At 70.6% G+C, this 21,650-nt stretch carries 18 protein-coding genes; 7 read left to right on the forward strand and 11 right to left on the reverse strand.

Features of this window, described 5'->3' with window-relative positions; translation table 11 throughout:
• Positions 1-125: 125 nt before the first annotated feature.
• On the reverse strand, positions 126-1,136 hold the full coding sequence (locus ACFQ9V_RS18690; RefSeq protein ID WP_382460620.1) for an aldo/keto reductase family protein: 1,011 nt from the start codon (positions 1,134-1,136) through the stop codon (positions 126-128).
• Positions 1,137-1,328: 192 nt separating this feature from the next.
• Here ACFQ9V_RS18690 and ACFQ9V_RS18695 point away from each other — a divergent pair, with 192 nt between their 5' ends.
• From ACFQ9V_RS18695 to ACFQ9V_RS18705, 3 genes are all read left to right on the forward strand, one after another.
• Positions 1,329-2,276, forward strand: a complete 948-nt coding sequence (locus ACFQ9V_RS18695; RefSeq protein ID WP_382460621.1) for a helix-turn-helix transcriptional regulator — start codon at positions 1,329-1,331, stop codon at positions 2,274-2,276.
• 58 nt (positions 2,277-2,334) lie between these two features.
• A complete protein-coding gene (locus ACFQ9V_RS18700; protein ID WP_382460622.1) occupies positions 2,335-4,968 on the forward strand; it encodes a glucosidase in 2,634 nt (877 codons plus the stop codon).
• Between the two features lie 156 nt (positions 4,969-5,124).
• Positions 5,125-5,565: a DUF805 domain-containing protein gene (locus ACFQ9V_RS18705; protein ID WP_382460623.1), complete on the forward strand. Its 441-nt coding sequence runs from the start codon at positions 5,125-5,127 to the stop codon at positions 5,563-5,565.
• A 6-nt stretch (positions 5,566-5,571) separates the two neighbouring features.
• Here the strand turns inward: ACFQ9V_RS18705 and ACFQ9V_RS18710 are convergent, their stop codons facing one another.
• The gene (locus ACFQ9V_RS18710) at positions 5,572-6,195 is read right to left on the reverse strand and encodes a TetR/AcrR family transcriptional regulator (protein WP_382460624.1); all 624 of its coding nucleotides are present in this window, start codon (positions 6,193-6,195) and stop codon (positions 5,572-5,574) included.
• A 107-nt stretch (positions 6,196-6,302) separates the two neighbouring features.
• Between ACFQ9V_RS18710 and ACFQ9V_RS18715 the strand changes: the two genes are divergently transcribed.
• Both ACFQ9V_RS18715 and ACFQ9V_RS18720 read left to right on the forward strand, forming a co-directional pair.
• On the forward strand, positions 6,303-7,823 hold the full coding sequence (locus ACFQ9V_RS18715) for an MFS transporter (RefSeq protein WP_382460625.1): 1,521 nt from the start codon (positions 6,303-6,305) through the stop codon (positions 7,821-7,823).
• 161 nt (positions 7,824-7,984) lie between these two features.
• Positions 7,985-9,442, forward strand: coding sequence for an AAA family ATPase (locus tag ACFQ9V_RS18720; protein WP_382460626.1), 1,458 nt, complete (start codon positions 7,985-7,987; stop codon positions 9,440-9,442).
• An 18-nt stretch (positions 9,443-9,460) separates the two neighbouring features.
• Here the strand turns inward: ACFQ9V_RS18720 and ACFQ9V_RS18725 are convergent, their stop codons facing one another.
• Positions 9,461-9,982 (reverse strand): hypothetical protein, encoded by a 522-nt coding sequence (locus ACFQ9V_RS18725; RefSeq protein ID WP_382460627.1) that lies wholly within the window; start codon positions 9,980-9,982, stop codon positions 9,461-9,463.
• A gap of 29 nt (positions 9,983-10,011) precedes the next feature.
• On the opposite strand from ACFQ9V_RS18725, the gene ACFQ9V_RS18730 reads away from it, so the two are divergent.
• The gene (locus ACFQ9V_RS18730) at positions 10,012-11,643 is read left to right on the forward strand and encodes an FG-GAP repeat domain-containing protein (RefSeq protein WP_382460628.1); all 1,632 of its coding nucleotides are present in this window, start codon (positions 10,012-10,014) and stop codon (positions 11,641-11,643) included.
• Positions 11,644-11,662: 19 nt separating this feature from the next.
• Here the strand turns inward: ACFQ9V_RS18730 and ACFQ9V_RS18735 are convergent, their stop codons facing one another.
• The gene (locus ACFQ9V_RS18735) at positions 11,663-12,064 is read right to left on the reverse strand and encodes a VOC family protein (RefSeq protein WP_382460629.1); all 402 of its coding nucleotides are present in this window, start codon (positions 12,062-12,064) and stop codon (positions 11,663-11,665) included.
• A 57-nt stretch (positions 12,065-12,121) separates the two neighbouring features.
• Here ACFQ9V_RS18735 and ACFQ9V_RS18740 point away from each other — a divergent pair, with 57 nt between their 5' ends.
• Positions 12,122-12,601: a MarR family winged helix-turn-helix transcriptional regulator gene (locus ACFQ9V_RS18740; protein WP_382460630.1), complete on the forward strand. Its 480-nt coding sequence runs from the start codon at positions 12,122-12,124 to the stop codon at positions 12,599-12,601.
• On the opposite strand, the gene paaK is transcribed toward ACFQ9V_RS18740, so the two are convergent.
• The 7 genes from paaK to ACFQ9V_RS18775 all read right to left on the reverse strand — a co-directional run bounded on the left by paaK (position 12,534) and on the right by ACFQ9V_RS18775 (position 21,526).
• Positions 12,534-13,922 (reverse strand): phenylacetate--CoA ligase PaaK, encoded by a 1,389-nt coding sequence (gene paaK / locus ACFQ9V_RS18745; protein WP_382460631.1) that lies wholly within the window; start codon positions 13,920-13,922, stop codon positions 12,534-12,536. The two genes, ACFQ9V_RS18740 and paaK, sit on opposite strands and share 68 nt — an antisense overlap.
• 15 nt (positions 13,923-13,937) lie before the next feature.
• On the reverse strand, positions 13,938-14,339 hold the full coding sequence (paaI, locus tag ACFQ9V_RS18750) for a hydroxyphenylacetyl-CoA thioesterase PaaI (protein WP_382460632.1): 402 nt from the start codon (positions 14,337-14,339) through the stop codon (positions 13,938-13,940).
• A gap of 134 nt (positions 14,340-14,473) precedes the next feature.
• Positions 14,474-16,672, reverse strand: a complete 2,199-nt coding sequence (locus tag ACFQ9V_RS18755; RefSeq protein ID WP_382460633.1) for a beta-galactosidase — start codon at positions 16,670-16,672, stop codon at positions 14,474-14,476.
• A complete protein-coding gene (locus tag ACFQ9V_RS18760) occupies positions 16,669-17,841 on the reverse strand; it encodes a glycoside hydrolase family 1 protein (RefSeq protein WP_382460634.1) in 1,173 nt (390 codons plus the stop codon). Before ACFQ9V_RS18760 ends, ACFQ9V_RS18755 begins: the two co-directional genes overlap by 4 nt.
• Before the next feature lie 48 nt (positions 17,842-17,889).
• Positions 17,890-19,581, reverse strand: coding sequence for an ABC transporter ATP-binding protein (locus tag ACFQ9V_RS18765; RefSeq protein WP_382460635.1), 1,692 nt, complete (start codon positions 19,579-19,581; stop codon positions 17,890-17,892).
• The gene (locus tag ACFQ9V_RS18770; RefSeq protein ID WP_382460636.1) at positions 19,578-20,549 is read right to left on the reverse strand and encodes an ABC transporter permease; all 972 of its coding nucleotides are present in this window, start codon (positions 20,547-20,549) and stop codon (positions 19,578-19,580) included. Before ACFQ9V_RS18770 ends, ACFQ9V_RS18765 begins: the two co-directional genes overlap by 4 nt.
• Complete coding sequence (locus ACFQ9V_RS18775) at positions 20,546-21,526, reverse strand: ABC transporter permease (protein WP_382460637.1); 981 nt, start codon at positions 21,524-21,526, stop codon at positions 20,546-20,548. Before ACFQ9V_RS18775 ends, ACFQ9V_RS18770 begins: the two co-directional genes overlap by 4 nt.
• Positions 21,527-21,650 lie beyond the last annotated feature (124 nt).

Genomic DNA, 21,650 nt, shown 5'->3' on the forward strand with positions numbered 1-21,650 from the left:
GGGGGGGGCCGCGCCCAGCGTCTGGCGGGCCCCCCGAACACCCCCCGCTTCGACCCGCCAAAAATTGCGTCCCTAAGGCCCCCTCGGCGCGCGCCCGCCCCTACTTCCGCCACGAATCGTGGAGGCTACGCCTCGCGGTGCTGGGGGGAGCGCGTCGCCGTGTGGGACGCGTCGCGCTCGACGGCGCCGCCGAGCACCTCGTCGATGCTGCCGAGCAGCTCGGCCGGGATGGTGACTCCGGAGGCCTTCACGTTCTCGACGACCTGCTCGGGGCGGGAGGCGCCGATGATGGCGGTGGCGACGTTGTCGTTCTGGAGCACCCACGCGACCGCGAGCTGCGCCGGCGTGAGGCCGAGCTCCTGCGCGATCGGGGTGAGCTGCTGCACGCGGGTGAGCACGTCATCGGTCAGCCAGCGCTTGACCGCGCCCGCGCCGCCCTTCTCGTCCGTCGCGCGGCTGCCCTCCGGCAGCGGAGCGCCCGGCAGGTACTTGCCGCTGAGCACGCCCTGCGCCACCGGCGACCAGACGATCTGCGAGATGCCGAGCTCCTTGGAGGTCGGCACGACCTCGGCCTCGATGACCCGCCACAGCGCCGAGTACTCGGGCTGGTTCGAGATGAGCTGGAAACCGAGGTCCTTCGCCAGCGCGTGGCCCGCGCGGAGCTGGTCGGCCGTCCACTCACTCACACCGATGTAGAGCGCCTTGCCCTGACGCACGATGTCGGCGAAGGCCTGCATGGTCTCCTCCAGCGGCGTGAAGAAGTCGAAGCGGTGCGCCTGGTACAGGTCGACGTAGTCGGTCTGCAGGCGCGTCAGCGAGCCGTCGATGGACTCCAGGATGTGCTTGCGCGACAGCCCGACGTCGTTGTGGCCCTTGGGCCCGGTCGCGCCGAACACCTTCGTGAAGATCTCCAGCGACTGCCGGCGCTCGCCCTTCAGCGTCTCGCCGAGCACGGTCTCCGCCGCGGTGTTGGCGTAGACGTCGGCGGTGTCGAAGGTGGTGATCCCGGCGTCGAGGGCGGCCCGGACGCACGCGGCGGCCGTCTCGTTCTCGATCTGCGAGCCGTGGGTCAGCCAGTTTCCGTACGTGATCTCGGAGATCTTGAAGCCGGAGTTGCCGAGATGTCTGAACTGCACTGTCGTTCCTTTCGAGGGGAGGTCGACTCGATCGTAGGCAGATGCGATTCAGTGGCGCCAACAGTGGTTGGTTCTGGGATTCAGTGGCGGAGGTGGTGAATCACGACCTCGGCACCACAGCGCACCGGAGCCGACGAGGGAGTAGACCGCACCCCCTACCGGGACCCCGCACGCGCGGCTACCGTTCGCGGCATGCAGGTCACGCGGATGTCGCTGACGTCCCGGGAGCCCGATGTGGCCCTCGAGGCGGTTCGCAGCCTCCAGCCGGGCTTCGACTTCACCCGAACCGCGGACGACGCCGCCTTCTCGTTCTCGGTGAGCCGGCTCGGCGACGAGCGGCTCTCGGTCGGGCGGCTCGACCTCCGCTGCACGGGCCACGGGGTCGCGGACCCGATGACGGTGTACGACGTCTGCGAGTCGGCCACGCGGCTGCGCGTGGAGGTCGGCCGCGTCCAGCTCGACACGAGCCGGCCGTTCCTGTTCCCGCTCGCCCCGATCGTCTCGAGCTGGGAGCACGAGTCCCGGGCGACGTCGGTGCGGGTCGACATCGCGGCCGTCGACGCACTCGCCCAGCAGTACTTCGACCGTCCAGGGATGCACGTCCGCTTCACCGGCAGCGCACCCATCGACGCCGCCCGGGAGCGGCACTGGAGGAGCGTGGCGCAGCACGTGCGCGGGCCGGGCAGCGAGCCGGACGTGTTCGACCGCGTCCTCCTGCGCGACGCCCTGTTCCGGACGGTCGCCGCGGCGCTGCTCTCCGACTTCCCGAACGACACGCTCGACCTCGCGCCGGCGCACGACGGCGGGGTGGCGACGCCGGCGTCGATCCGGCGGGCCATCGCGTACATGGAGGAGCACCTCACCGAGCCGATCGGGCTGGTCGACATCGCAGCGGCGTCGCGGCTCTCGCCGCGTGGGCTCCAGGACGCCTTCAGCCGCATCCTCGGAGTGTCCCCCACCCAGTACCTGCGTTCGCTGCGGCTGAGCGCCGCGCACGCCGACCTCCTCGCGGCCGACCTGGTGCACAGGGACACCGTCTCCGCCATCGCCCACCGCTGGGGCTTCACCCACGTGCCCCGCTTCGCCGCCGCCTACCGCACCGAGTACGGCGAGAACCCGCACGAGACGCTGGCGCGGTGAGCGGGAGGCGACCGCTGCCCGCTGGACCAGCGCGGCGCCGAGCGTCGAGAATGGCCACATGACCCAGGCGAACCGTGCCCAGCCCACCGACACCGAGCGCGAGCGCATCCTCCAGGCCGACGACGGGACGGCCGCCTGGCGCGACTGGGGGCCGTACGTCGCCGAGCGCGCCTGGGGCACGGTCCGCGAGGACTACAGCGCCGATGGCGAGGCCTGGGACTTCTTCCCGCACGACCACGCCCGCAGCCGCGCCTACCGCTGGAACGAGGACGGCATGGCCGCGTTCTCCGACCTGAAGCAGAACTGGTGCCTCGGCCTGTCGCTCTGGAACGGGCAGGACGCCATCCTCAAGGAGCGGATGTTCGGCCTCAGCGGTCCGCAGGGCAACCACGGCGAGGACGTCAAGGAGTACTGGTGGTATCTCGACGGCACCCCGACGCACTCCTGGAACACCTGGCGGTACCACTACCCGCAGGCCGCGTACCCCTACGAGGACCTGATCGAGACCAACGCGCGCCGCAGCAAGCTGGAGCCGGAGTACGAGCTGGTCGACACCGGGATCTTCGACGCCGGCCGCTACTGGGTGGTCACGGTCGACTACGCGAAGGACGGCCCGCACGACCTCCTGATGCGCGTCACGATCGAGAACGCCGGCCCGGAGGCCGCGACGCTCGAGGTGCTGCCGACGCTCTGGTACCGCAACACCTGGTCGTGGGGATACGACGTCGAGAAGCCGTCGCTGCGGTTCGAGGGCGGGCGCGTACTCGGGTCGGGGCCGGGCGGGGCGCTGGCCTTCAGCGGAGAGGGCGGGCCGGAGGCGCTGTTCTGCGACAACGAGACCAACACGGAGCGGCTGTTCGGCGCGTCGGACTCGCCCGCGTATCCGAAGGACGGGATCGGGGACCACGTCATCCACGGCGCCGCGACCGTCGACCCGCAGCAGGTCGGGACGAAGGCCGCCCTCCACTACACGGTCACACTCGGGCCGGGCGAGACGCAGGTCCTCCGGCTGCGGCTGACCGGCGGCACGGGCGACCCGGCCGGCTTGGCGCCGCAGGAGCTCGGGACCGGCTTCGACGACGCGGTCGCCCGGCGCCGGGCGGAAGCCGACGCCTTCTACACCGGCCTGGACAACGCGCCCGCCGACCCCGACGAGGCGCGCGTGCTGCGCCAGGCGTTCGCCGGCCTGCTCTGGGCGAAGCAGTACTTCCACTTCAACGTCGACAAGTGGCTCGACGGCGACCCCGCCGGTCCCCCGCCACCGCCCGGCCGCGCCGACGTGCGCAACGGGCAGTGGCGGCACTTCGACGCGGACGACGTGATCCTGATGCCCGACCCGTGGGAGTACCCGTGGTTCGCGGCCTGGGACCTCGCCTTCCACTGCGTGACGACGGCGCACATCGACCCGGCGTTCGCGAAGGCGCAGCTCGTGCTGCTGCTGCGGGAGTGGTACATGCACCCGAACGGGCAGCTGCCGGCCTACGAGTGGAACTTCTCCGACGTGAACCCGCCGACGCACGCGTGGGCGGCGATCCAGGTCTTCCTCATCGACGGTGGGCGGGACTTCGGCTTCCTCGCCCGCATCCTCCACAAGCTGCTGATCAACTACACGTGGTGGACGAACAGCAAGGACGCCGACGAGGACAACCTCTTCGAGGGCGGCTTCATGGGCCTCGACAACATCGCGCCGCTGAACCGGTCGACGCTGCCTCCGGAGGTCGGGACCATTGAGCAGGCCGACTCGACCGGCTGGATGGCGAGCTACGCGCTCGACCTGCTGGAGATCGCGCTGCGGCTGGCCCGCGAGGACGACGTGTACGAGGACGTCGCCGTGAAGTTCGGCGAGCAGTTCCTCCGCATCGCCGGCTCGGCCAACAGCTCGGGCATGTGGGACGACGAGGACGCCTACTTCTACGACGTGCTGCACCTGGCCGACGGCCGGGACGTCCCGCTCAAGGTGCGCTCGCTCGTCGGACTCGTGCCGGTCGTCGCGTCGCTCGCGTACGACGAGCCCGGCGTGCGGACGCTGCCCGAGTTCCGCCGCATCCTGAACCACTACCTGGTGAAGCATCCCGAGCTCGGGGCGGCCTTCCACCGGCGGGTGATCGGGTCGGAGCAGGTCTACCTGCTCGCGCTGGTGTCGCCCGAGCGCCTCACCCGGATCCTGAAGCAGGTGTTCAACCCGGCAGGGCTTCTCAGCGACCACGGCGTCCGCGGCGTCTCCGCCTACCACCGCGAGCACCCCTTCACGGTGGAGGTCGACGGCGTGGAGGCCTCGGTCGACTACGAGCCAGCCGAGTCGACCACGGGCCTGTTCGGCGGCAACTCGAACTGGCGCGGCCCGGTCTGGTTCCCGCTCAACGCGCTGCTGGTCGCGGCGCTGCAGCACTACCAGTCGCACGGCGAGACGGGGGTCAGGATCGAGGACCCGCTGGGCTCCGGCAACTCGCTCACCCCGGGCGAGGCGGCCGACGACCTGTCCCGGCGGCTGATCGCGCTGTTCCTCCCCGGGCCGGACGGGCGGCGGCCGTCGGACGCGCGGTACCCGCTGCTGTCCACCGACCCGCGCTGGAAGGACAACGTGTTCTTCTACGAGTACTTCGACGGCGACACCGGCCAGGGCCTCGGAGCGTCGCACCAGACCGGCTGGACCGCGATGGTGGCGCACCTGATCCTGACGCGCGGCCGGTAGCACCGGAATCGCCCACGCACGATTCGTGGCGAATGTCGCGAAACGGCGGCGTTTTCGCGACATTCGGCACGAATCGCAGGCGCGACGTGCGTGGATGCGGTTGACTGTGGCCGCTTCATCTCGATGCCGCCACGACCTTGCTCGAAAGGATCAACCATGACCGCACCGCAGAGCCCGGCCTCCGCGCCGCTCGATCAGCCGCTGTACGGCGCCTCGTTCGGCGACGCCATCCGCCGATTCTTCAAGAAGTACGCCGACTTCACCGGGCGGGCCAGCCGCAGCGAGTTCTGGTGGTGGTTCCTGTTCGCCGTGCTCATCGGCATCGTCTACTCGATCCTGCTGACAACGCTCGGGTCGATCGGCAACGGCGGCAAGGGCTACGGCCCGATCGCCTGGATCCTGATCGTCGTCTACTCCCTGTGGGGGCTCGCGATCCTGGTGCCCAGCCTCGCGCTTATCTGGCGCCGCCTCCACGACGCCAACCTCGCCGGGCCGTTCTTCTTCCTCGGCTTCATCCCGTTCGTCGGCCCGATCATCCTGCTCGTCTTCTACGTGCTCCCGTCGAAGCCCGAGGGGGCCCGGTTCGACCGCCGCTGACGCGGCTCAGGCTCCCGGCCGGATTCCCACGGCCGGGAGCAGCACGCCGTCGATCAGCGACAGCAGGTACGCGCGGTCGACGGGCTGCTGCAGGATCAGCACCCGGTAGGCCGTCATCGACGGCATGATCATGGCCAGCGTTTCGACGTCCGTCTCCGCCGAGATCTCGCCGCGCTCGATCGCCCGCTGCATGAACAGCCGGTTGAGGGAGGCGCGCGGCTCGACGATCGCGGCCGTCACGGCCTCCACCAGGTCGGGGTCGCGCGCGAGCATCGAGGTGAGCCCGGCCATGATCTGGAGCTTGCGCTCGCCGTCCTCGATCGTGTGCGGCTTGACCATCGCGACGAGGTCTCCGCGCAGCGTGCCCGTGTCGGGCAGGTGCTCGAAGTCGATCGCGTTCTTCTTCATGCAGGCGATCGCCTCGACGACGAGCTCGCCCTTCGACCCCCAGCGCCGGTAGACCGTCGCCTTGCCCGCCTTGGCGCGCGCGGCAACCATGTCCATGGTCATGCGGTCGTAGCCGGTCTCGGCCAGGACCTCCAGCGCGGCGTCGAGGATGTCGGCGTCGCGGGTGTGATCGCGTTTCCGGCCGAGCTTGGGCGCGGAGTCTGCGGCGTCGAGCTGCGTCATTGCGGCCTTCCCCCTGGTTCGTCTGGTGATGTCTTCTGGACCATTCTAAGGTTAATTTTAGAACTCGGGAGATCCGAAACTGCTGAGTTTCGTATATGCTGTCCGGCATGACCCAGACTTCTCCCTCCCCCTCGGTCGCGCCCGCGGCTCCGGACGGCGGCGTTCCGCACTCGCGGCGCTGGTGGACGCTCGTCACCGTGGCGATGGCCCAGCTCATGGTCGTGCTCGACTCGACCGTCGTCAACATCGCCCTCCCGGCCGCGCAGCAGGACCTCGGCTTCTCCAACGCCGACCGGCAGTGGATCGTCACCGCCTACTCGCTCGCCTTCGGCAGCCTCCTGCTGCTCGGCGGCCGCATCTCCGACCTGATCGGCCGCAAACGCGCCTTCATCATCGGCCTGATCGGCTTCGCCGGCGCCTCCGCGCTGGGCGGCGCGGCCGGCACCTTCGGGATGCTCGTCGGCGCCCGCGCGCTGCAAGGCGCGTTCGGCGCCCTCCTCGCCCCGACCGCCCTCGCGGTGCTCACCACGACCTTCACCGTCCCGAAGGAGCGCGCGCGCGCGTTCGGCATCTTCGGCGCGATCGCCGGCGCCGGTGGGGCGGTCGGCCTCCTGCTCGGCGGCGTGCTGACGCAGCAGTTCAACTGGCGCTGGAACCTCTACATCAACGTCTTCATCGCCATCGCCGCGATCATCCTGGCGACGGTGTTCGTCACCGCCGGCCACCGCTCAGGCCCGCGCCCGAAGCTCGACATCCCCGGCACCATCCTGGTCTCCGGCGCGCTGTTCTCGCTGGTCTACGGCTTCTCCAACGCGGAGAGCGACGGCTGGGACTCGCCGCTGACCTGGGGTTTCCTCGCCGCGTCCGGCGTGCTGCTGATCGCCTTCGTGCTGTGGCAGCGCCGCGCTGCCCACCCGCTGCTCCCGCTGCCGATCGTGCTCGACCGCAACCGCGGCGCCTCCTACAGCTCGATTCTCATCGCGGGCTCCGGGATGTTCGGCATCTTCCTGTTCGTCACGTACTACCTCGAGACGACGCTGAAGTTCACGCCCATCCAGACCGGGCTCGCCTTCCTGCCGATGATCGTCATGCTGGTCATCGCCGCGCAGTTCTCCACCAACCTGTTCCTGCCGAGATTCGGCCCGAAGGTCATGGTGCCGATCGGAATGGTGATCGCCGGCTCCGGGATGCTGCTGCTCACCCGCCTCGGCGTGACCGCGAACTACGGCACGGAGATCCTCCCCGCGCTGATGGTGATGGGCGTCGGCATGGGCTCGATCATGCCCGCGGCCATCCAGACGGCGACCCTCGGCGTCGACCGCCACTTCGCCGGCGTCGCCTCGGCGCTGGTGAACACGAGCCAGCAGGTCGGCGGCTCGATCGGCACCGCGCTGCTCAACACGCTCGCGGCGACGGCGCTGACCGACTACCTGTCGGCGCACCTGCCGCCGACGCCGCACGTCCTCCAGGAGGCGGCGGTGCACAGCTACTCGACCGCGTATTGGTGGAGCGCGGGGTTCTTCGCGTTCGGGGCGGTGCTGTCGGCGCTGCTGTACCGGCGGCGGCAGCGGCCGGTGGTCGCGGATGCCCCCGCGCCGGCGGAGGCGGACCCGGTCGCCATCCATTGATCGAAGGGCACGTAGATGCCCCTAAAACTCAGTTTTAGGGGCGTTTACGTGCCCCTCGGCTCCTGACAGTCCGCTGGATGTCGGTGGACGGGCGGGGCCGACAGGGCTACTGTCCATCTTCGGTCTGCGTTCTCCTGCGCGCGGACCGCGGAAGGAGTCCCGTGGCCCTCAACCTGCCCCTGTCACCGCACCTCAGCGTGCGCCTCGACCCTGACGCGACCGGCGAACTGCTGGTCGATGGGTCGCCGGAGTGGTTCTCCGAGCCGAACACCGAGCAGTTGCGCGAGGTCGTCCTCGGCCGGGTCGGCCAGATCGCCGCCACCGCCGGGCACCCGGTGCAGCTCACGGTCTCCGACGAGGAGGGCGACTGGCTGCTGGTCGTGCACCCGGACGGCTCCATCGGCGACGAGGAGGAGCTGGCCGCCCAGAGCATGGCCGAGCCCGTGCCCTTCGCCGATGCGCGGGAGGCCGCGCGGCATCCCGAGCCGACGGCGTTCAACGACCTGCTCGGCGCGGCCGGGCGCGACCCGGAGCCGGCGGCGGCGCCCTTCAACGACCTCCTCGGCTCGTCGAAGCCGACGGCGCCCGTCCCGCTGCCGACGGCTCAGCCGGAGACTCCGTCCCGGCTTTCCCCGTCCCGGCCGGTGAACCCGTCCCCGGTCACCCCGCCGGAGCCGGTCGAGCTGGTGCCGCGCGCGCCGGAGCGGACGTCGTTCCTGCACGTCGAGAAGCCGCGCCCCGACCTGGCGCGCTCCGGCGTCCGCGGCGCGCTCTCCCGCGCGGGGATCCCCATGTCTCCGTCGTCGGCGGAGCTGAAGGAGCGCGAGGAGCTCGAGTCCGTCAGCCGGCACTGGGCCGGCCCGCGCACCATCGCGATCGTGAACGGGAAGGGCGGCGCCAACAAGACGCCGACCACCGCGCTGCTGTCGGCCGTGTTCGCCCGCAACGGCGGCTCCGGCGTGCTCGCCTGGGACAACAACGAGACCCGAGGCACGCTCGGCTGGCGCACCGAGCAGGACGACCACGACGCCACCCTGCAGTCGCTGCTGCCCGCCGCCGACCAGCTCCTCTCGGCGGGCGCACGCAGCGCCGACATCGGCCACTTCGTCCACCACCAGAACGCGGACAAGTACGACGTGCTGCGCTCGAACCCGACGATGCTGGCGACCCAGCAGCGCATCTCGAGCGCCGACTTCGACCGCCTCCACCTGGTGGCGACGAAGTTCTACCGCCTGGTGATCATCGACAGCGGAAACGACGAGTCGGCCGAGCGCTGGCTCCGGATGATCGACCACACCGACCAGCTCGTCATCGCGACGACGGCGCTCGGCGAGCACGCGGAGGCCGGCGCGCTGCTGCTGGAGGCCCTCATGCAGCGCGACGCCCAGTCGGCCCGGCTGGCGCGCGATGCGGTCGTGATCGTGTCGCAGTCGGAGCGCACCGGGCCGGAGTCGAACGTGACCCGCGTCGCCAAGGGCTTCGAGCCGCTGGCCCGCAGCGCGGTCACCATCCCGTTCGACCCGGAGATGCACGGTGGACGGCTGTCGTACGACACGCTCGCGCCGAAGACCAGGCGGGCATGGCTGCACGCGGCGGCGGCGGTGTCGGAAGGGCTGTAGGGGCGGCGTTTCCCGTTCCTAGTCGGCCGGCAGCGTGAACTCCGCGCCGGCCGCCACGCAGCGGTCGCGGACCTCGGCGACCGCCTGATTCGCCGAGTTGCCCTCCTCCACCGTCACGACCCGGCCGCCCGGCAGGTTGACGCGCTCGCCCACGTCCAGGATGAGGGTCATGTACTCGGCGGTGGTCTGCCACTGAGCATCCTCACGAGCCGCCGCCTGTGCGAGCTCGGCGGCCTTCCGCTGGTTCGGGAACTTCTCCGCCACTTTCTGCTCGAAGGTGGCCGCGAAGAGCGCGCAGGCGGTTCGGATCTGCGCGGTCGGGTCGCTCCCGGGGGCGGTGCCGCCGGCGTCGGGAGACTTCGCCTCCGGGTGCTCCGTCGGAGCCGCTGAGCTCGTGGCTCCGGGGTGCCGGGTCGCGCCCTGACTCGCCGTGGGGTGGTGCTGTGGGGAGGTCGGCTCCGGGCCGCACCCGGTGAGCAGGAGGCAGCACGCGACTATCACAAGGGTGGCCATCGTCGATGTCAGATTGATATTCTTCACCTGTGAATGTTACAAAGCCCCGCCCTCGGGTGCGCAATCGACGGATCCTCGGCGCCAGGCGCATCGGAGCCCTCGCAGTCCTGATCGCGATTCTCTGCGGATTCTTCGCCGTGCCCGTCGCGGCGTCCGCGGACTGCGACATCGCGTGTGCCACGCGCGACCTCCCCGCCACGCCCGAGGCCGCGGCGAACGCCCTGATGCAGTATGCCGCCACCGGGCAGCTGACCCAGGCGACCATCACCACCGGCTCGATCATCGGCGATGAGATCGCGCCGTTGGCCTCCGGCGCGGTCAGGGCGGAGTGCCGCGTGGACAAGCGGGCCTTGCAGACCCTGATCGCCGTCATCAGGCACACCGGCAGCGTGCGCGTGACCGACCTGAACCGCACCTGCGCGAACGACGGCGTCAACACCTGCCCGTCTAACTCGCCGCACTGCCAGAAGACCCTGGACAGCGACGGCTTCATGTCGACGACGGCTATGGACATCGACCAGACGGGAGACGGGAAGGTCAACGGCAACGACGCGGCGACGTTCCGCTTGCGTGCCCTCATGAAGGCGATCGTGCCCCAGGTGAACGCCGGCGCCCATATGGGACAGAGGAACTGCAGTACGGTCAATCTCGGCTCGCCGTACTTCGTGACCTTCGAGGATTCGTGCAGCCACCAGCACGCCGACTACCGCGGCAACTCCCAAGGCCTGAACGTGGCAAGCACACCCCCCGCGCCGCCCTTGGACTCCGACGGGGACGGCATTCCCGACTCGTCCGATGTGTGCCCGTTCGACGCCGGTTACGCGATCTACGACGGCTGCCCACTGCCCCGCAGCGCCAACAGCACCGATTTCAACGGTGACGGCTCCGCCGACGTCTTCTTCGCGCACCCGAACGGCCGCTGGCAGGTCTCGGCCCGCGGGACCAGCGCGTGGCGCACCCTGGCCACGGGCAACATCCCGCTCGATCGGATGCAGTTCGCGGACTTCAACGGCGACGGGGTCGCCGATGTGTTCTGGCCCGACGACAAGGGCCAGTGGTGGGTCTCCTACTCCGGCACCTCGCCGTGGACCGCGCTCGCCAACGGCGCAGGCGCACGCGGCGAGGACCTCCAGCTCGGCGACTTCGACGGCGACGGCAAGGCCGACGTCTTCTGGGCCAATCCGGTCAAGGCCGAATGGTGGGTCTCCTACGGCGGAACCTCCGCATGGAAGCGGCTGCCCGTGACGGAGGTGCCCAGCAAGGACATCCGCATCGGCGATTTCAACGGCGACGGCAAGGCCGACGTCTTCTACGCGCACCCGGATGGCTCGTGGCTGATCTCCGACGGCGGGTCGAGCCCGTGGCGCAGGACCGTGAAGGCGGACGTGCCGGTGGCGGAACTGAAGTTCGGCGATGTGAACGGCGACGGCACGACGGACGTCCTGTGGCCGAGCTCGACGGACGGACGCTGGTGGGTCTCGTACGGCACCGCATCGTCCTGGGACAAGGGCGTCCTGGCGGACGTCCCCGCCGCCCAGTTGCAACTCGCCGACCTGAACGGTGACGGCAAGGCGGACGTGATCTGGCCCCGCGACAGTGGGGCGTGGCTCATCTCGTCCGGCGCTCGTTCGTCGTGGGCGGGGGGCGCGAGCGGCAACGTGTCCCACTCGCTGCTCGTGGCGCGCTGAGGGCGGAGGCGGTGGCGCCTCACCGCTCCCCGAAGCGCGCCACCGCCTCCGGCGTGACCGGCGTGAAGAAGTTGATCACCGTCCCGTCCGGATCGCGGAACAGCATCGAGCGGTTGCCCCAGGGCAGAGTGGTCGGCTCCATCACCAGGCCGCCCGCGAGCTCCGCGATGCGGTCGCGGTCGGCGTCGACGTCGCCGACCAGGAACTCCAGCATCATGCCGCCGTTCGAGCGCGGAGCGACGGACGCGGCCGCGAAGCGGTCGGTGAGGGCGGTGGCGCTGATCGCGATGGTGCCGCCGGAGGTGACGAGCTCGGCGAATTGGTCGTTGGCCCAGTGCGCGTCGATGCCCAGAGCCTTCTCATAGAAGGCGACGAGGCCGGGGACGTCGTCGGTGGGGAAGCGGACGGATGCGAAAGTCATGGCGATCTCCTGTCTGTATCAGTCAACTTATATAAGTTGACTGATACAGTGTAAGCCATGCCCGAGCAGAACATCCACGGCCCGCGCGACTTCGGCGACCGGCTGACCTACCTCGTCCGCCGCATCGATGGCGCCCTCGCCCATCGCCTCGACCAGCGGCTCCGCGACTACGGGCTCACCCCGGCCCAGCTCTCCGCCCTCGCGCAGCTCGACATCGAGCATCCCGGCACCCTGACGGGCGCGCAGCTCGCCGACCGCTCCGGCGTGACCGCGCAGTCGATGTCCGCGGCGATCGCGCGCCTCCTGGAGCGCGGACTGGTGACGCGGACTCAGAGCACCGTGCACGGGAGGCGGCTCGACGTCTCCCTCACGCCGTCCGGCGCCGACCTCCTCCGCACCGTCCAGCACGAGACCCTCGACGCGGAGGCCGCGGTCGACTTCGGGCTGGACGACGGCGAGCTCGAACAGCTCAAGCAGACGCTGCGGCGCGTCGCCCGAGCGCTCGGGGTCTTCCTGCCGGCCGAGCACACGGGCTGACGGAGGGTCCGCGGTAGTCGTACACCCGCTTGTACTTGCCCTCGCTGCGCGGCAGCTCCGCCGGCTCGGCGAGCACCACGTCCACGCTCGTGCCGATGTGCACCTTGATCTTCTGCCGGAGCACCTGCGCAGCGGCCTCGCACACCTCCCGGTCGAGGTCGGGATGGCGCTCGATGCGCACGGTGAGCGCGTCCATCCGGCCCTCCTTGCGCAGTTCGAGGACGAAGTGCGGCGTCAGCGTCTCGATGCCGAGGACCAGCTCCTCGATCTGGGTCGGGAACAGGTTGACGCCGCGCAGGATGATCATGTCGTCGTCGCGGCCGGTGATCTTCTCGATGCGGCGCAGCGCCGGATAGGCGCTGCCGGGCAGCAGCCGGGTCAGGTCGCGCGTGCGGTAGCGGATGACCGGGAAGGCCTCCTTGGTCAGCGACGTGAAGACCAGCTCGCCGGTCGTCCCGTCGGCCACGGGCAGGCCGGTCTCGTGGTCGATGACCTCCGGGAGGAAGTGGTCCTCCCAGACGTGCGGGCCGTCCTTCGTGACCACCGACTCGCTCGCGACGCCCGGCCCCATCACCTCGCTGAGCCCGTAGATGTCGACCGCGTCCAGACCGAGGCGGTGCTCGATCTCGCGGCGTAGCTCGTTCGTCCACGGCTCGGCGCCGAGGATCGCGACCTTCAGCGACGTGCCGCGCGGGTCGAGCCCTGCGGCCTCGATGGCGTCCGCGATGGTGAGCAGGTAGCTGGGCGTGCACATGATGGCGTCCGGCTCGAAGTCGTGGATGAGCTGCACCTGCCGCGCGGTCTGGCCGCCCGACATCGGGATGACCGTCGCACCGAGCCGCTCGATTCCGGCGTGCGCGCCGAGGCCTCCGGTGAACAGCCCGTAGCCGTAGGCGTTGTGGACCTTCCAGCCGGCGCCGACCCCGGCGGCCTGGAGCGAGCGCGCGACCAGGCCGGCCCAGCGGTCGAGGTCGCCCTGCGTGTAGCCGACCACGGTCGGCCGCCCGGTCGTCCCGGACGAGGCGTGGATGCGGCGGACCTCCTCCATCGGCACCGCGAACATCCCGAACGGGTAGGTCGAGCGCAGGTCCTCCTTCGTCGTGAACGGGAGGCGCACGACGTCCTCGAGCGTGCGGATGTCGTCAGGGCCGACGCCCGCTGCGTCGAACTTCGCGCGGTAGAGCGGGACGTTCTCGTAGGCGTGCCGCACCGTCCACTGCAGCCGCTTGAGCTGGAGGTCGCGGAGCTCGTCGCGGCCGATCGCCACGGGGTCGATCTCGGTCAGGTCGGGGGCGGCGGGGGCCGGTGTCGTCGTCGACATGGTGTCCTTACGGGGTCATTCGGTGGTGCTGCCGTGCTCGACGGCCGACCGGTTGGTGGTGAGCGAGCGGCCGCGGAACTCCGCGACGACGTCGCCGGTCTCGTCGGTCACGGTGACGTCGTAGACGCCGTTGCGACCGACCACGGTGCGGCGCACGGCGCGCGCGGTGAGGGTCTGACCGGCCCGGGTGGACTTCAGGAAGGTGATGTCGGCGCCGGCGGCGACGGTCACCCGCTCGTCCTCGTTGCAGGCGATGGCGAAGGCCGTGTCGGCGAGCGCGAACACCAGGCCGCCGTGCGTGATGGCGAAGCCGTTCGTCATGTCCTCGCGGACCGCCATGCCGACGATCGCCTCGCCGGGCTCGTCCTTCTCGACCACCATGCCGAGCGCCGCGGATGCGCGGTCCCGGAGCATCATGGGCCGAAGTGACTCTGAGCTCATGTGTGCACCACCCACGGAACCTCCTCGTTCCTTACCGATCGTTCAGTAAATAGTGGCATCGAGGGTGCCGCGGCGCAACAGCGGGGCGAGAACTTCACCCGCGGGAGGTGTTACGACACGGGAAGGACGCGGTGGCCGCGCGCCGGAAGCACCACCGGCACGGCGCTCACGGCGACGCCGTCGAGCACAGGTCGGAGCGTCACCGGGTACGGCGCGACGTTGATCGCGACCACGGCGGCCGCCTCCTCGCTCGCGATGGGGACGACGATCGCACCCGCGCGGTCGGCCCCGAGCTCCAGCCGCTGCCGCACGCCGAGCGACTCCAGCAGCGACCGCCAGAACCCGGCGTGCACGGGATAGTCGGCGCCGAGCACCACCGCGAGCCCGCCTCCGGAGGTCTCGACGCGCATCGCCGCCGGGAGGCCGCTCCCGGTCTCCCGGAGGAGCGGCTCCCCCGCCCCGGCGAGGAGCTGGGCGCGCGTCACGCGGACCTCCCGCGCTCCGTGCCCGGCGAGCGGGCCGACCGCGCGCACGCTCGGGAAGTACTGCCGCTCGGCGTGCATGCTCTCCGCCACGACGCCCGCGCCGGCCAGGCCGAGCGCGTCGGCGAGCACGGTGCACGCCGAGCCGTCGACGTCCTCCGCGGGGAGGTCGCCGGCGAGCAGCAGCCGGCCGCCGGTCGCGAGGTGCCGCGCCAGGAACTCCTGCACGCCGCGGCCGAGCTCGCGTCCCGTCGCCAGGACGATGAGCTCACGGTCCCGGCCGTCCCTGGTGTCGGCCGGCACGCCCGCGCTCCACGCCTCGTCGCTGCCGGCGGCGGCCTGCAGGTCGAGCGCCCGGAAGCTCCAGCCGCCGAACACGAGCGCGCGGGCGAGGGTCTGCCGCACGCCGAGGCCGCGGTGCAGTTCGCGGTCGCGCACCTGCTCCGCACGGCGGGTGGCCGCCGGATGCCGGTACTCGGTCAGGTAGTGGTCGGCGACGAAGCCGAGCACCAGGTCGTCGGTGAGCTGCGTCGCCGTCGCGAACAGCTCGGCGTGCTCCATCACGGTGCGTGCGGCCTCCACGACGCCGTCGAGCCCGGCGGACGGTTCGCCCTCCGGCCCGATGGGAGCTGCGAACCCGTGCCGCTCGCCCGTGAAGGAGATGCGGTCGTTGCCATCCCCCACCGGCTCGTCGAGCAGCGGGTTGATCCCGCCCGCGAACAGGTAGTAGTTGATCAGCCGGGTGCCCTGCGCGACGTCCAGCAGCGTCTTGAGCACGGTCGCCTCCGGGGAGACGAGCTGAGCGAGATCCTCGCTGTAGTCTCCGCTGCCCGCGTCGAACTCCAGCGCGGTCAGCGGCTGGTCCGCGTCGTTCACCGCGGCCGTGAAGGCGTTGGAGACGTAGAGGTCGGCGGCGTCGGTCACGGTGAGCTCGCCGAGGTACATGTCGGTGCCGGCGGCGACGCCCGGCCGGCCGCGGTACGACTGCGCGAGCTGGCTGATCCCGATCGGGAAGGTCAGCCCGCGGCCGGCGTCGGTGCCGTGGATGTTGACGAGCAACGGCGCGGTGATCCCGGCCTCCCGCGCCCAGCCCTCCAGGCGCTGCAGGTAGGCGGCGTACCGGCCGCGCACGAACCGGCCGAGCTGCTGGTGCAGCGCGAGCTCCGCGTCGGTGTGCGCGGCTCCGGTGCGCGGGTTCGTCGTCTCGCCCGACCACTGCGCGAACGCCCGCAGCGCGTCGTCGGTGAGCGTCGGGGTGTTCGACACCCAGTCGAGCATCCCGACCTCGTTGTCGAGCTGCACCGCGATCACCGGACCGCCGTGCTCGCGCTGCCGCGCCACGATCACCGGGAGGACGGCGTCGAACCACGCCGACGACTCCGCCAGGAACGCCGGGGCCAGGTAGTCGAGCGAGTGCGTCGACCCCGGCTCCCCGTCCCAGCCGAGCTGACGGACCTCGGGATGCTCGCGCAGCACGCGGAACGGGATGCCCTCGTTCTTCAGCTCCGCCATCTGGAACGGCCCCGGCCGGGCGATGAACCACAGCCCGTGCTCTGCGCACAGGTCGATGAACGCGCCCAGGTCGCGCTCCGGCCGGGTCTCCCCGGCCAGGTCGACCGTGCCGTCCGGGAGCTCGTGCCAGATCCACGGGATGTAGGACGCGACGGCGTTGAGCCCGGCCTCCCTGGCGGCCACGAGGCGGTCCGCCCACTCGTCCCGCGGCACCCGGAAGTAGTGCACCTCGCCGGCGAGCACCATCCGGGGCTCGCCGTCGATCAGGATGCGCGAGCCGGCCAGGCGGGTGGAGAGGCCGGGCACCGCGCTCACAGGCCGTTCTGCCGCGCGATCGAGCCGAGTCGCCCGAGCGACGGCTTGGGGGTGCGCTCGAAGGTCTCCAGGTCCACCCCGATCAGCCCGAACGTCGGCCGGTACCCGCTGGCCCACTCGTAGTTGTCGAGGGCGCTCCAGTGCAGGTAGCCGCGCACGTCCACCCCGTCGGCGATGGTCTCGTGGATGGCGCGCAGCGACGCCTCTGTGTAATCGATCCGGCGGCTGTCGTTCGACGTCGCGATGCCGTTCTCGGTGACCATGATCGGGGTGTGCCCGCTCTTCTCCCACGCCGCGCGGATGCCGTCGGCGGCGGCCTGCGGGAAGTACTCCCAGCCGGTCAGCGTCGTCTCGGCGTCCTCCGCGACGGGACGGGGGCCCTCCGGGCCGACGAACGTGCGGGTGTACGCCTGCACGCCCAGGAAGTCGTCGCCGGCGGACTCCTCCAGGTACCAGTCGTCGCGCGGGTAGCCGTACTCGTGCAGCATCTCGGCGGAGCCCGGCTCCTCGGTCGGGATGAAGTCCTGCGTGGCGATGGTCCAGCCGCTCTGCAGCCCGGAGACCGACGACAGCACCTCGCGGGAGCGCCGGTGCGAGGCCAGCAGCGCGTCGGCGACGTGGAGGTCGGGGTTGGGGAGGCCGTAGGCGACCAGGTTCTCCGCCTTCTCGCCGCCGGCGAGCATCGCCGCGATGTTCGGCTCGTTGATCGTGCACACGTAGCGCACGCCGTCCTGGAGGATCGGCAGCACAGTCTCGGTGTAGCGCGCGAACAGGTCGGGCGCCTCCGGGTTGCGCCAGAAGCCGGCCTGGTCCATCCAGCGCGGCACGGTGAAGTGCATGAGCGTCACGACCGGCTCCAGGCCGACGTCGAGGCAGGCGTCGATCATCCGCCGGTAGTGGTCGAGGTTGGCGCGCGAGACGAAGCCGCGCTCCGGCTCGATGCGCGCCCACTCCACCGAGAAGCGGTAGCTGTTCAGGCCGGCGTCGGCGAGCAGGCGCAGGTCCTCCGGGTAGCGGTTGTAGTGGTCGGCGGCGTCGCCGCTCGGCTCCACGATCGCCGTGCCTGGCGCGTGCTCCATGACCCACCAGTTGCTGTTGACGTTGTTGCCCTCCACCTGGTGAGCGGCGGTCGCGGCGCCCCAGAGGAAGCCGTCGGGAAAGGTGAGCACGGAGTTCTCCTTGGTGTAGTCGGTCGGAGTCGGAGTAGGAGGCAGGGGTCAGCCGCGCGACGGCGTCGGCACGGCGTCGAGCAGCCGCACAGTGTAGTCGTCCTGCGGGCGCTGCAGCACCTCGGCGGTGTCACCGCGCTCGACCACGACGCCCTTGTCGAGCACCATGATCCGGTCGGTGACGAGCCGCGCGCTGAGCAGGTCGTGGGTGATGTAGAGCATGCTCACGCCGCGGGTGCGGCGCAGCTCCTCCAGCAGCGCGAGGACGCCGGCGCGCAGCGACATGTCGAGCATCGAGACCGGCTCGTCGGCGATGATCACCTGCGGGTCGCTGGCGAGCGCGCGGGCGATGACCACGCGTTGGCGCTGGCCTCCGGAGAGCTGGTGGGGCAGCCGGGTCGCGAACTTCTCGACCGGCGTGAGGCCGACCGTCTCCAGGAGCTCGAGCACGCGCATCCGGGCGGCGTTGCCGCGCAGGCCGGTGAAGTTCTCGACCGGCCTGGTCAGGATGTACTCCACGGTGTGCAGCGGGTTGAGCGCCGCGTACGGGTCCTGGAAGACCATCTGCACCTCGGAGTGGAGCTGCTTCAGCGCGCGCCGGCCGCGGAGGGTGTCGATGCGGACGTCTCCGAACTGGATCGTTCCGGAGGTCGGCCGCTCCACGCCGGTGATCATCTTGGCGATCGTGGACTTGCCGCTGCCGCTCGCGCCGACGAGCGCCATCGACATCCCGGGCTCCAGGGTGAAGGACACGTCGTCGACGGCACGCGTGGCGCTCCCCCTCCGCCCCTTCGGATAGACCTTCACGAGGTCGGAGACCACGATCGGCTCGCGGGCGCCGATGCGCTGCCGGGCGGCGTTCCCCGTGGTCCGCGCGCCGGAGACCGCCGCGGTGACCGGCGCCGGCCGGGCAATGCCCTCCTGCCGCCGCTCCAGCCCGGGCACGGTCACCTCGGCGGCCCGCGGGTCGCCGTAGTGGCTCAGCAGCATCTGCGTGTACGAGTGCTCCGGAGCCTTCAGGATGCGGTCGCTCGGGGCGTCCTCCACGATCACGCCGTCGTGCATGACGAGCACGCGCTGGGTCGCCTCCAGCACGACGCCGAGATCGTGGCTGATCAGGATCGCGGTGAAGTTCTCCGACGCCTGGAGCTGGCGGATGGTGTTCATCACGGCGTGCTGCACGAGCACGTCGAGCGCGGTGGTCGGCTCGTCGAACACCATCAGCCGCGGCTCCAGGGCGAGCGCGAGCGCGATCGAGACGCGCTGGCGCATCCCGCCGGACAGCTCGCCCGGGTAGCGGCCCAGGGTGGCCTCGGGCAGCTCGACCTTCGCGATCAGCTCCTCCGCGCGGGCGGCGCGCGCCCGCGGCGGCACATGGCCGTGCGCGGCGAAGATGTCGAGGAAGTGGTTGCGGATGGTGCGCACGGGGTTCAGCGCGTTCATGCCCGACTGCAGCACCATCGCGAAACCGCCCTGGCGCTGGGTGCGCACCTCCTCGATGGAGAGCGCGGCGATGTCGGTGCCGTCGAACAGGATCCGGCCACCGGCGATCCGCGCCGGCGGCTTGGACAGCCGGGTCAGCGCGAAGCCGAGCGTCGACTTGCCGGAGCCCGACTCGCCGACGAGCCCGACGAACTCGCCCTGGCCGAGCTCGAAGCTCACCTTCTTCACGGCCTCGAACGACTGGCCCTTGGCCTCGTCGTAGACGACGGACAGGTCTTCGACCTTCAGCAGGCTCATCGTGCGGCCTTCCTCTCACGCAGACGGGGGTTGCTCAGCCCGTCGACTCCGAAGTTGATGAATGTCATGGAGACGGCGAACAGCGCGATCATGAAGCCGGGCGCGAAGAGCTGGATCCACTGGCCGGTGAGCAGCACGTTGCTGTTCTGCGCCCAGAAGAGCATGGTTCCCCAGCTCACCGTGTTCGGGTCGCCGAGGCCCAGGAACTCCAGGCCGGCCTCCGCGAGGATCGCGCCGGTCGCCGCGCCGAAGAAGCTGGCGACGATCAGCGAGGTCATGTTCGGCAGGATCTCCCGGAACACGATCCGGCTCGGGCTCTCGCCGCTGAACTTGGCCGCGGTGACGAAGTCGCGGGAGCGGAGGGTCTGCGTCTGCGAGCGCAGCACGCGGGCTCCCCACGCCCAGCCGGTCACCACGACGACGAACACGATGACGGCGATGCCGCCGTTGTGCAGGTACGCGGCGATCACGATCATGAGCGGCAGCGACGGGATGACGAGGAACAGGTTGACGACGAAGCCGACACTCTCGCCCCAGAACGCGCGGGTGTACCCCCAGCTCAGCCCGACCAGGATCGCGACGATCGTGCTCAGCAGGCCCGCGATCAGCGCGACCGTCACCGACACCCTGGCGCCCCAGATGAGCTGGGACAGCACGTCCTGGCCGACGCCGGTCGTGCCGAGAAGGTGCGCGGCGCTGCCGTCCTGGCTGTGCGGGAACGACGTGTCGTGCGGATCGTAGGGCGCGATCAGCGGCGCGAAGATCGCCATCAGGATGAAGAGCAGCAGGAGGACGACGCCGAAGCGCGCCTTCGGCTCCGACCAGATGGTGCCGAACGCGCGGCCGAGCACCCGGAACGGGCTCCAGCTCTTGTTCTCGCGCTCGACGACGGCGGCCGCCGCGGTGGTCGTGCCGACGGCCGCCGGCTCCTCCGCTGCGCTCTCGGTGGGGTTCTCGGTCTGCGTCATCGTCTGGTCCTCGGGTCGAGCACGCCGTACAGGATGTCCACGAGGAAGTTCGCGATCAGGACGCTCACCGTGATGATGAGGAACAGCGCCTGCATCAGCGGGTAGTCCTGGTTGGTCACCGCGTGGAAGAGGAGGAGACCGACGCCGGGGTAGGCGAACACGGTCTCCACCAGGAGCGAGCCGCCGACCACGCCGCCGAGCACCATGCCGAACGACGTGAACTGGGGCAGCAGCGCGTTGCGGGCGGCGTAGCGCAGGGCGACGGTGCGCGTGCGCAGGCCGTTGGCCTCCGCGAAGGTCACGTAGTCCTCGCCGAGCGTGTTGAACATCGTGTTGCGCATGCCGATGATCCAGCCGCCGAACGCGGTCAGCAGGATCGTCAGGCCGGGCAGGATGCCGTGGTACAGCGCATCCATGAAGAAGTCCCAGCTCCAGTTCGGCGTCGCCGTCTGCGAGTACGCGCCGCTGGTGGGGAACCAGCCGGCCACGTAGCCGAAGAAGAACAGCAGCAGCAGCGCGATCCAGAAGTACGGGAACGCGGACAGGAACTGCCCGCCGACGGTGGGGATGGTGTCGAAGGCGGTGCCGCGCTTCCACGCCGCCAGCACTCCGAGCAGCGTGCCCATGACGAACGCCAGGACCGTCACGGTGCCGACCAGGACGAGCGTCCAGGGCAGCGCAGCGCCGATGAGGCTGGAGACGGACTGCGGGAAGTAGCTGAACGACGGTCCGAAGTCGAAGTGGACGACCTGGCCCAGGTACGTCACGTACTGGTCCCACAGGCTGCCGGTCGGCACGCCGAGCTGGGCTTCGATCGAGGCGCGCATCGCGGGCGACACCGGGCCGTTCTGGCTGAGCTTGGCGATCGCCGCGTCCGCGGGCGAGCCTGGCATCAGTCGCGGCAGGATGAAGTTGACCGTGACGGCCGCCCAGAGGGTGAGGACGAAGAGTCCCAGCTTTCCGAGCAGATAGCGCACGACGACCTCCTTTCAGTGTTCGGGGTAGGCGGGATCGCCGGGGGGGGGGGGGCGGCCGCCCCCCCCCACCGCCGCCGGTCCCGAGAAGCCGCCGAGGGCGTTGACATCGGTGAGGTGGGGCTCC

It is taken from the genome of Leifsonia sp. NPDC056665 (genome assembly GCF_042791795.1).
GTDB lineage: Bacteria > Actinomycetota > Actinomycetes > Actinomycetales > Microbacteriaceae > Leifsonia.

Excerpts from the sequence above, each read along its gene's own strand:
- ACFQ9V_RS18695 (WP_382460621.1), top strand. The coding sequence starts at position 1,329 with ATGCAGGTCACGCGGATGTCGCTGACGTCCCGGGAGCCCGATGTGGCC.
- ACFQ9V_RS18700 (WP_382460622.1), top strand. The coding sequence starts at position 2,335 with ATGACCCAGGCGAACCGTGCCCAGCCCACCGACACCGAGCGCGAGCGC.
- ACFQ9V_RS18705 (WP_382460623.1), top strand. The coding sequence starts at position 5,125 with ATGACCGCACCGCAGAGCCCGGCCTCCGCGCCGCTCGATCAGCCGCTG.
- ACFQ9V_RS18710 (WP_382460624.1), bottom strand. The coding sequence starts at position 6,195 with ATGACGCAGCTCGACGCCGCAGACTCCGCGCCCAAGCTCGGCCGGAAA.
- ACFQ9V_RS18715 (WP_382460625.1), top strand. The coding sequence starts at position 6,303 with ATGACCCAGACTTCTCCCTCCCCCTCGGTCGCGCCCGCGGCTCCGGAC.
- ACFQ9V_RS18735 (WP_382460629.1), bottom strand. The coding sequence starts at position 12,064 with ATGACTTTCGCATCCGTCCGCTTCCCCACCGACGACGTCCCCGGCCTC.
- ACFQ9V_RS18740 (WP_382460630.1), top strand. The coding sequence starts at position 12,122 with ATGCCCGAGCAGAACATCCACGGCCCGCGCGACTTCGGCGACCGGCTG.
- paaK (WP_382460631.1), bottom strand. The coding sequence starts at position 13,922 with ATGTCGACGACGACACCGGCCCCCGCCGCCCCCGACCTGACCGAGATC.
- paaI (WP_382460632.1), bottom strand. The coding sequence starts at position 14,339 with ATGATGCTCCGGGACCGCGCATCCGCGGCGCTCGGCATGGTGGTCGAG.
- ACFQ9V_RS18765 (WP_382460635.1), bottom strand. The coding sequence starts at position 19,581 with ATGAGCCTGCTGAAGGTCGAAGACCTGTCCGTCGTCTACGACGAGGCC.
- ACFQ9V_RS18770 (WP_382460636.1), bottom strand. The coding sequence starts at position 20,549 with ATGACGCAGACCGAGAACCCCACCGAGAGCGCAGCGGAGGAGCCGGCG.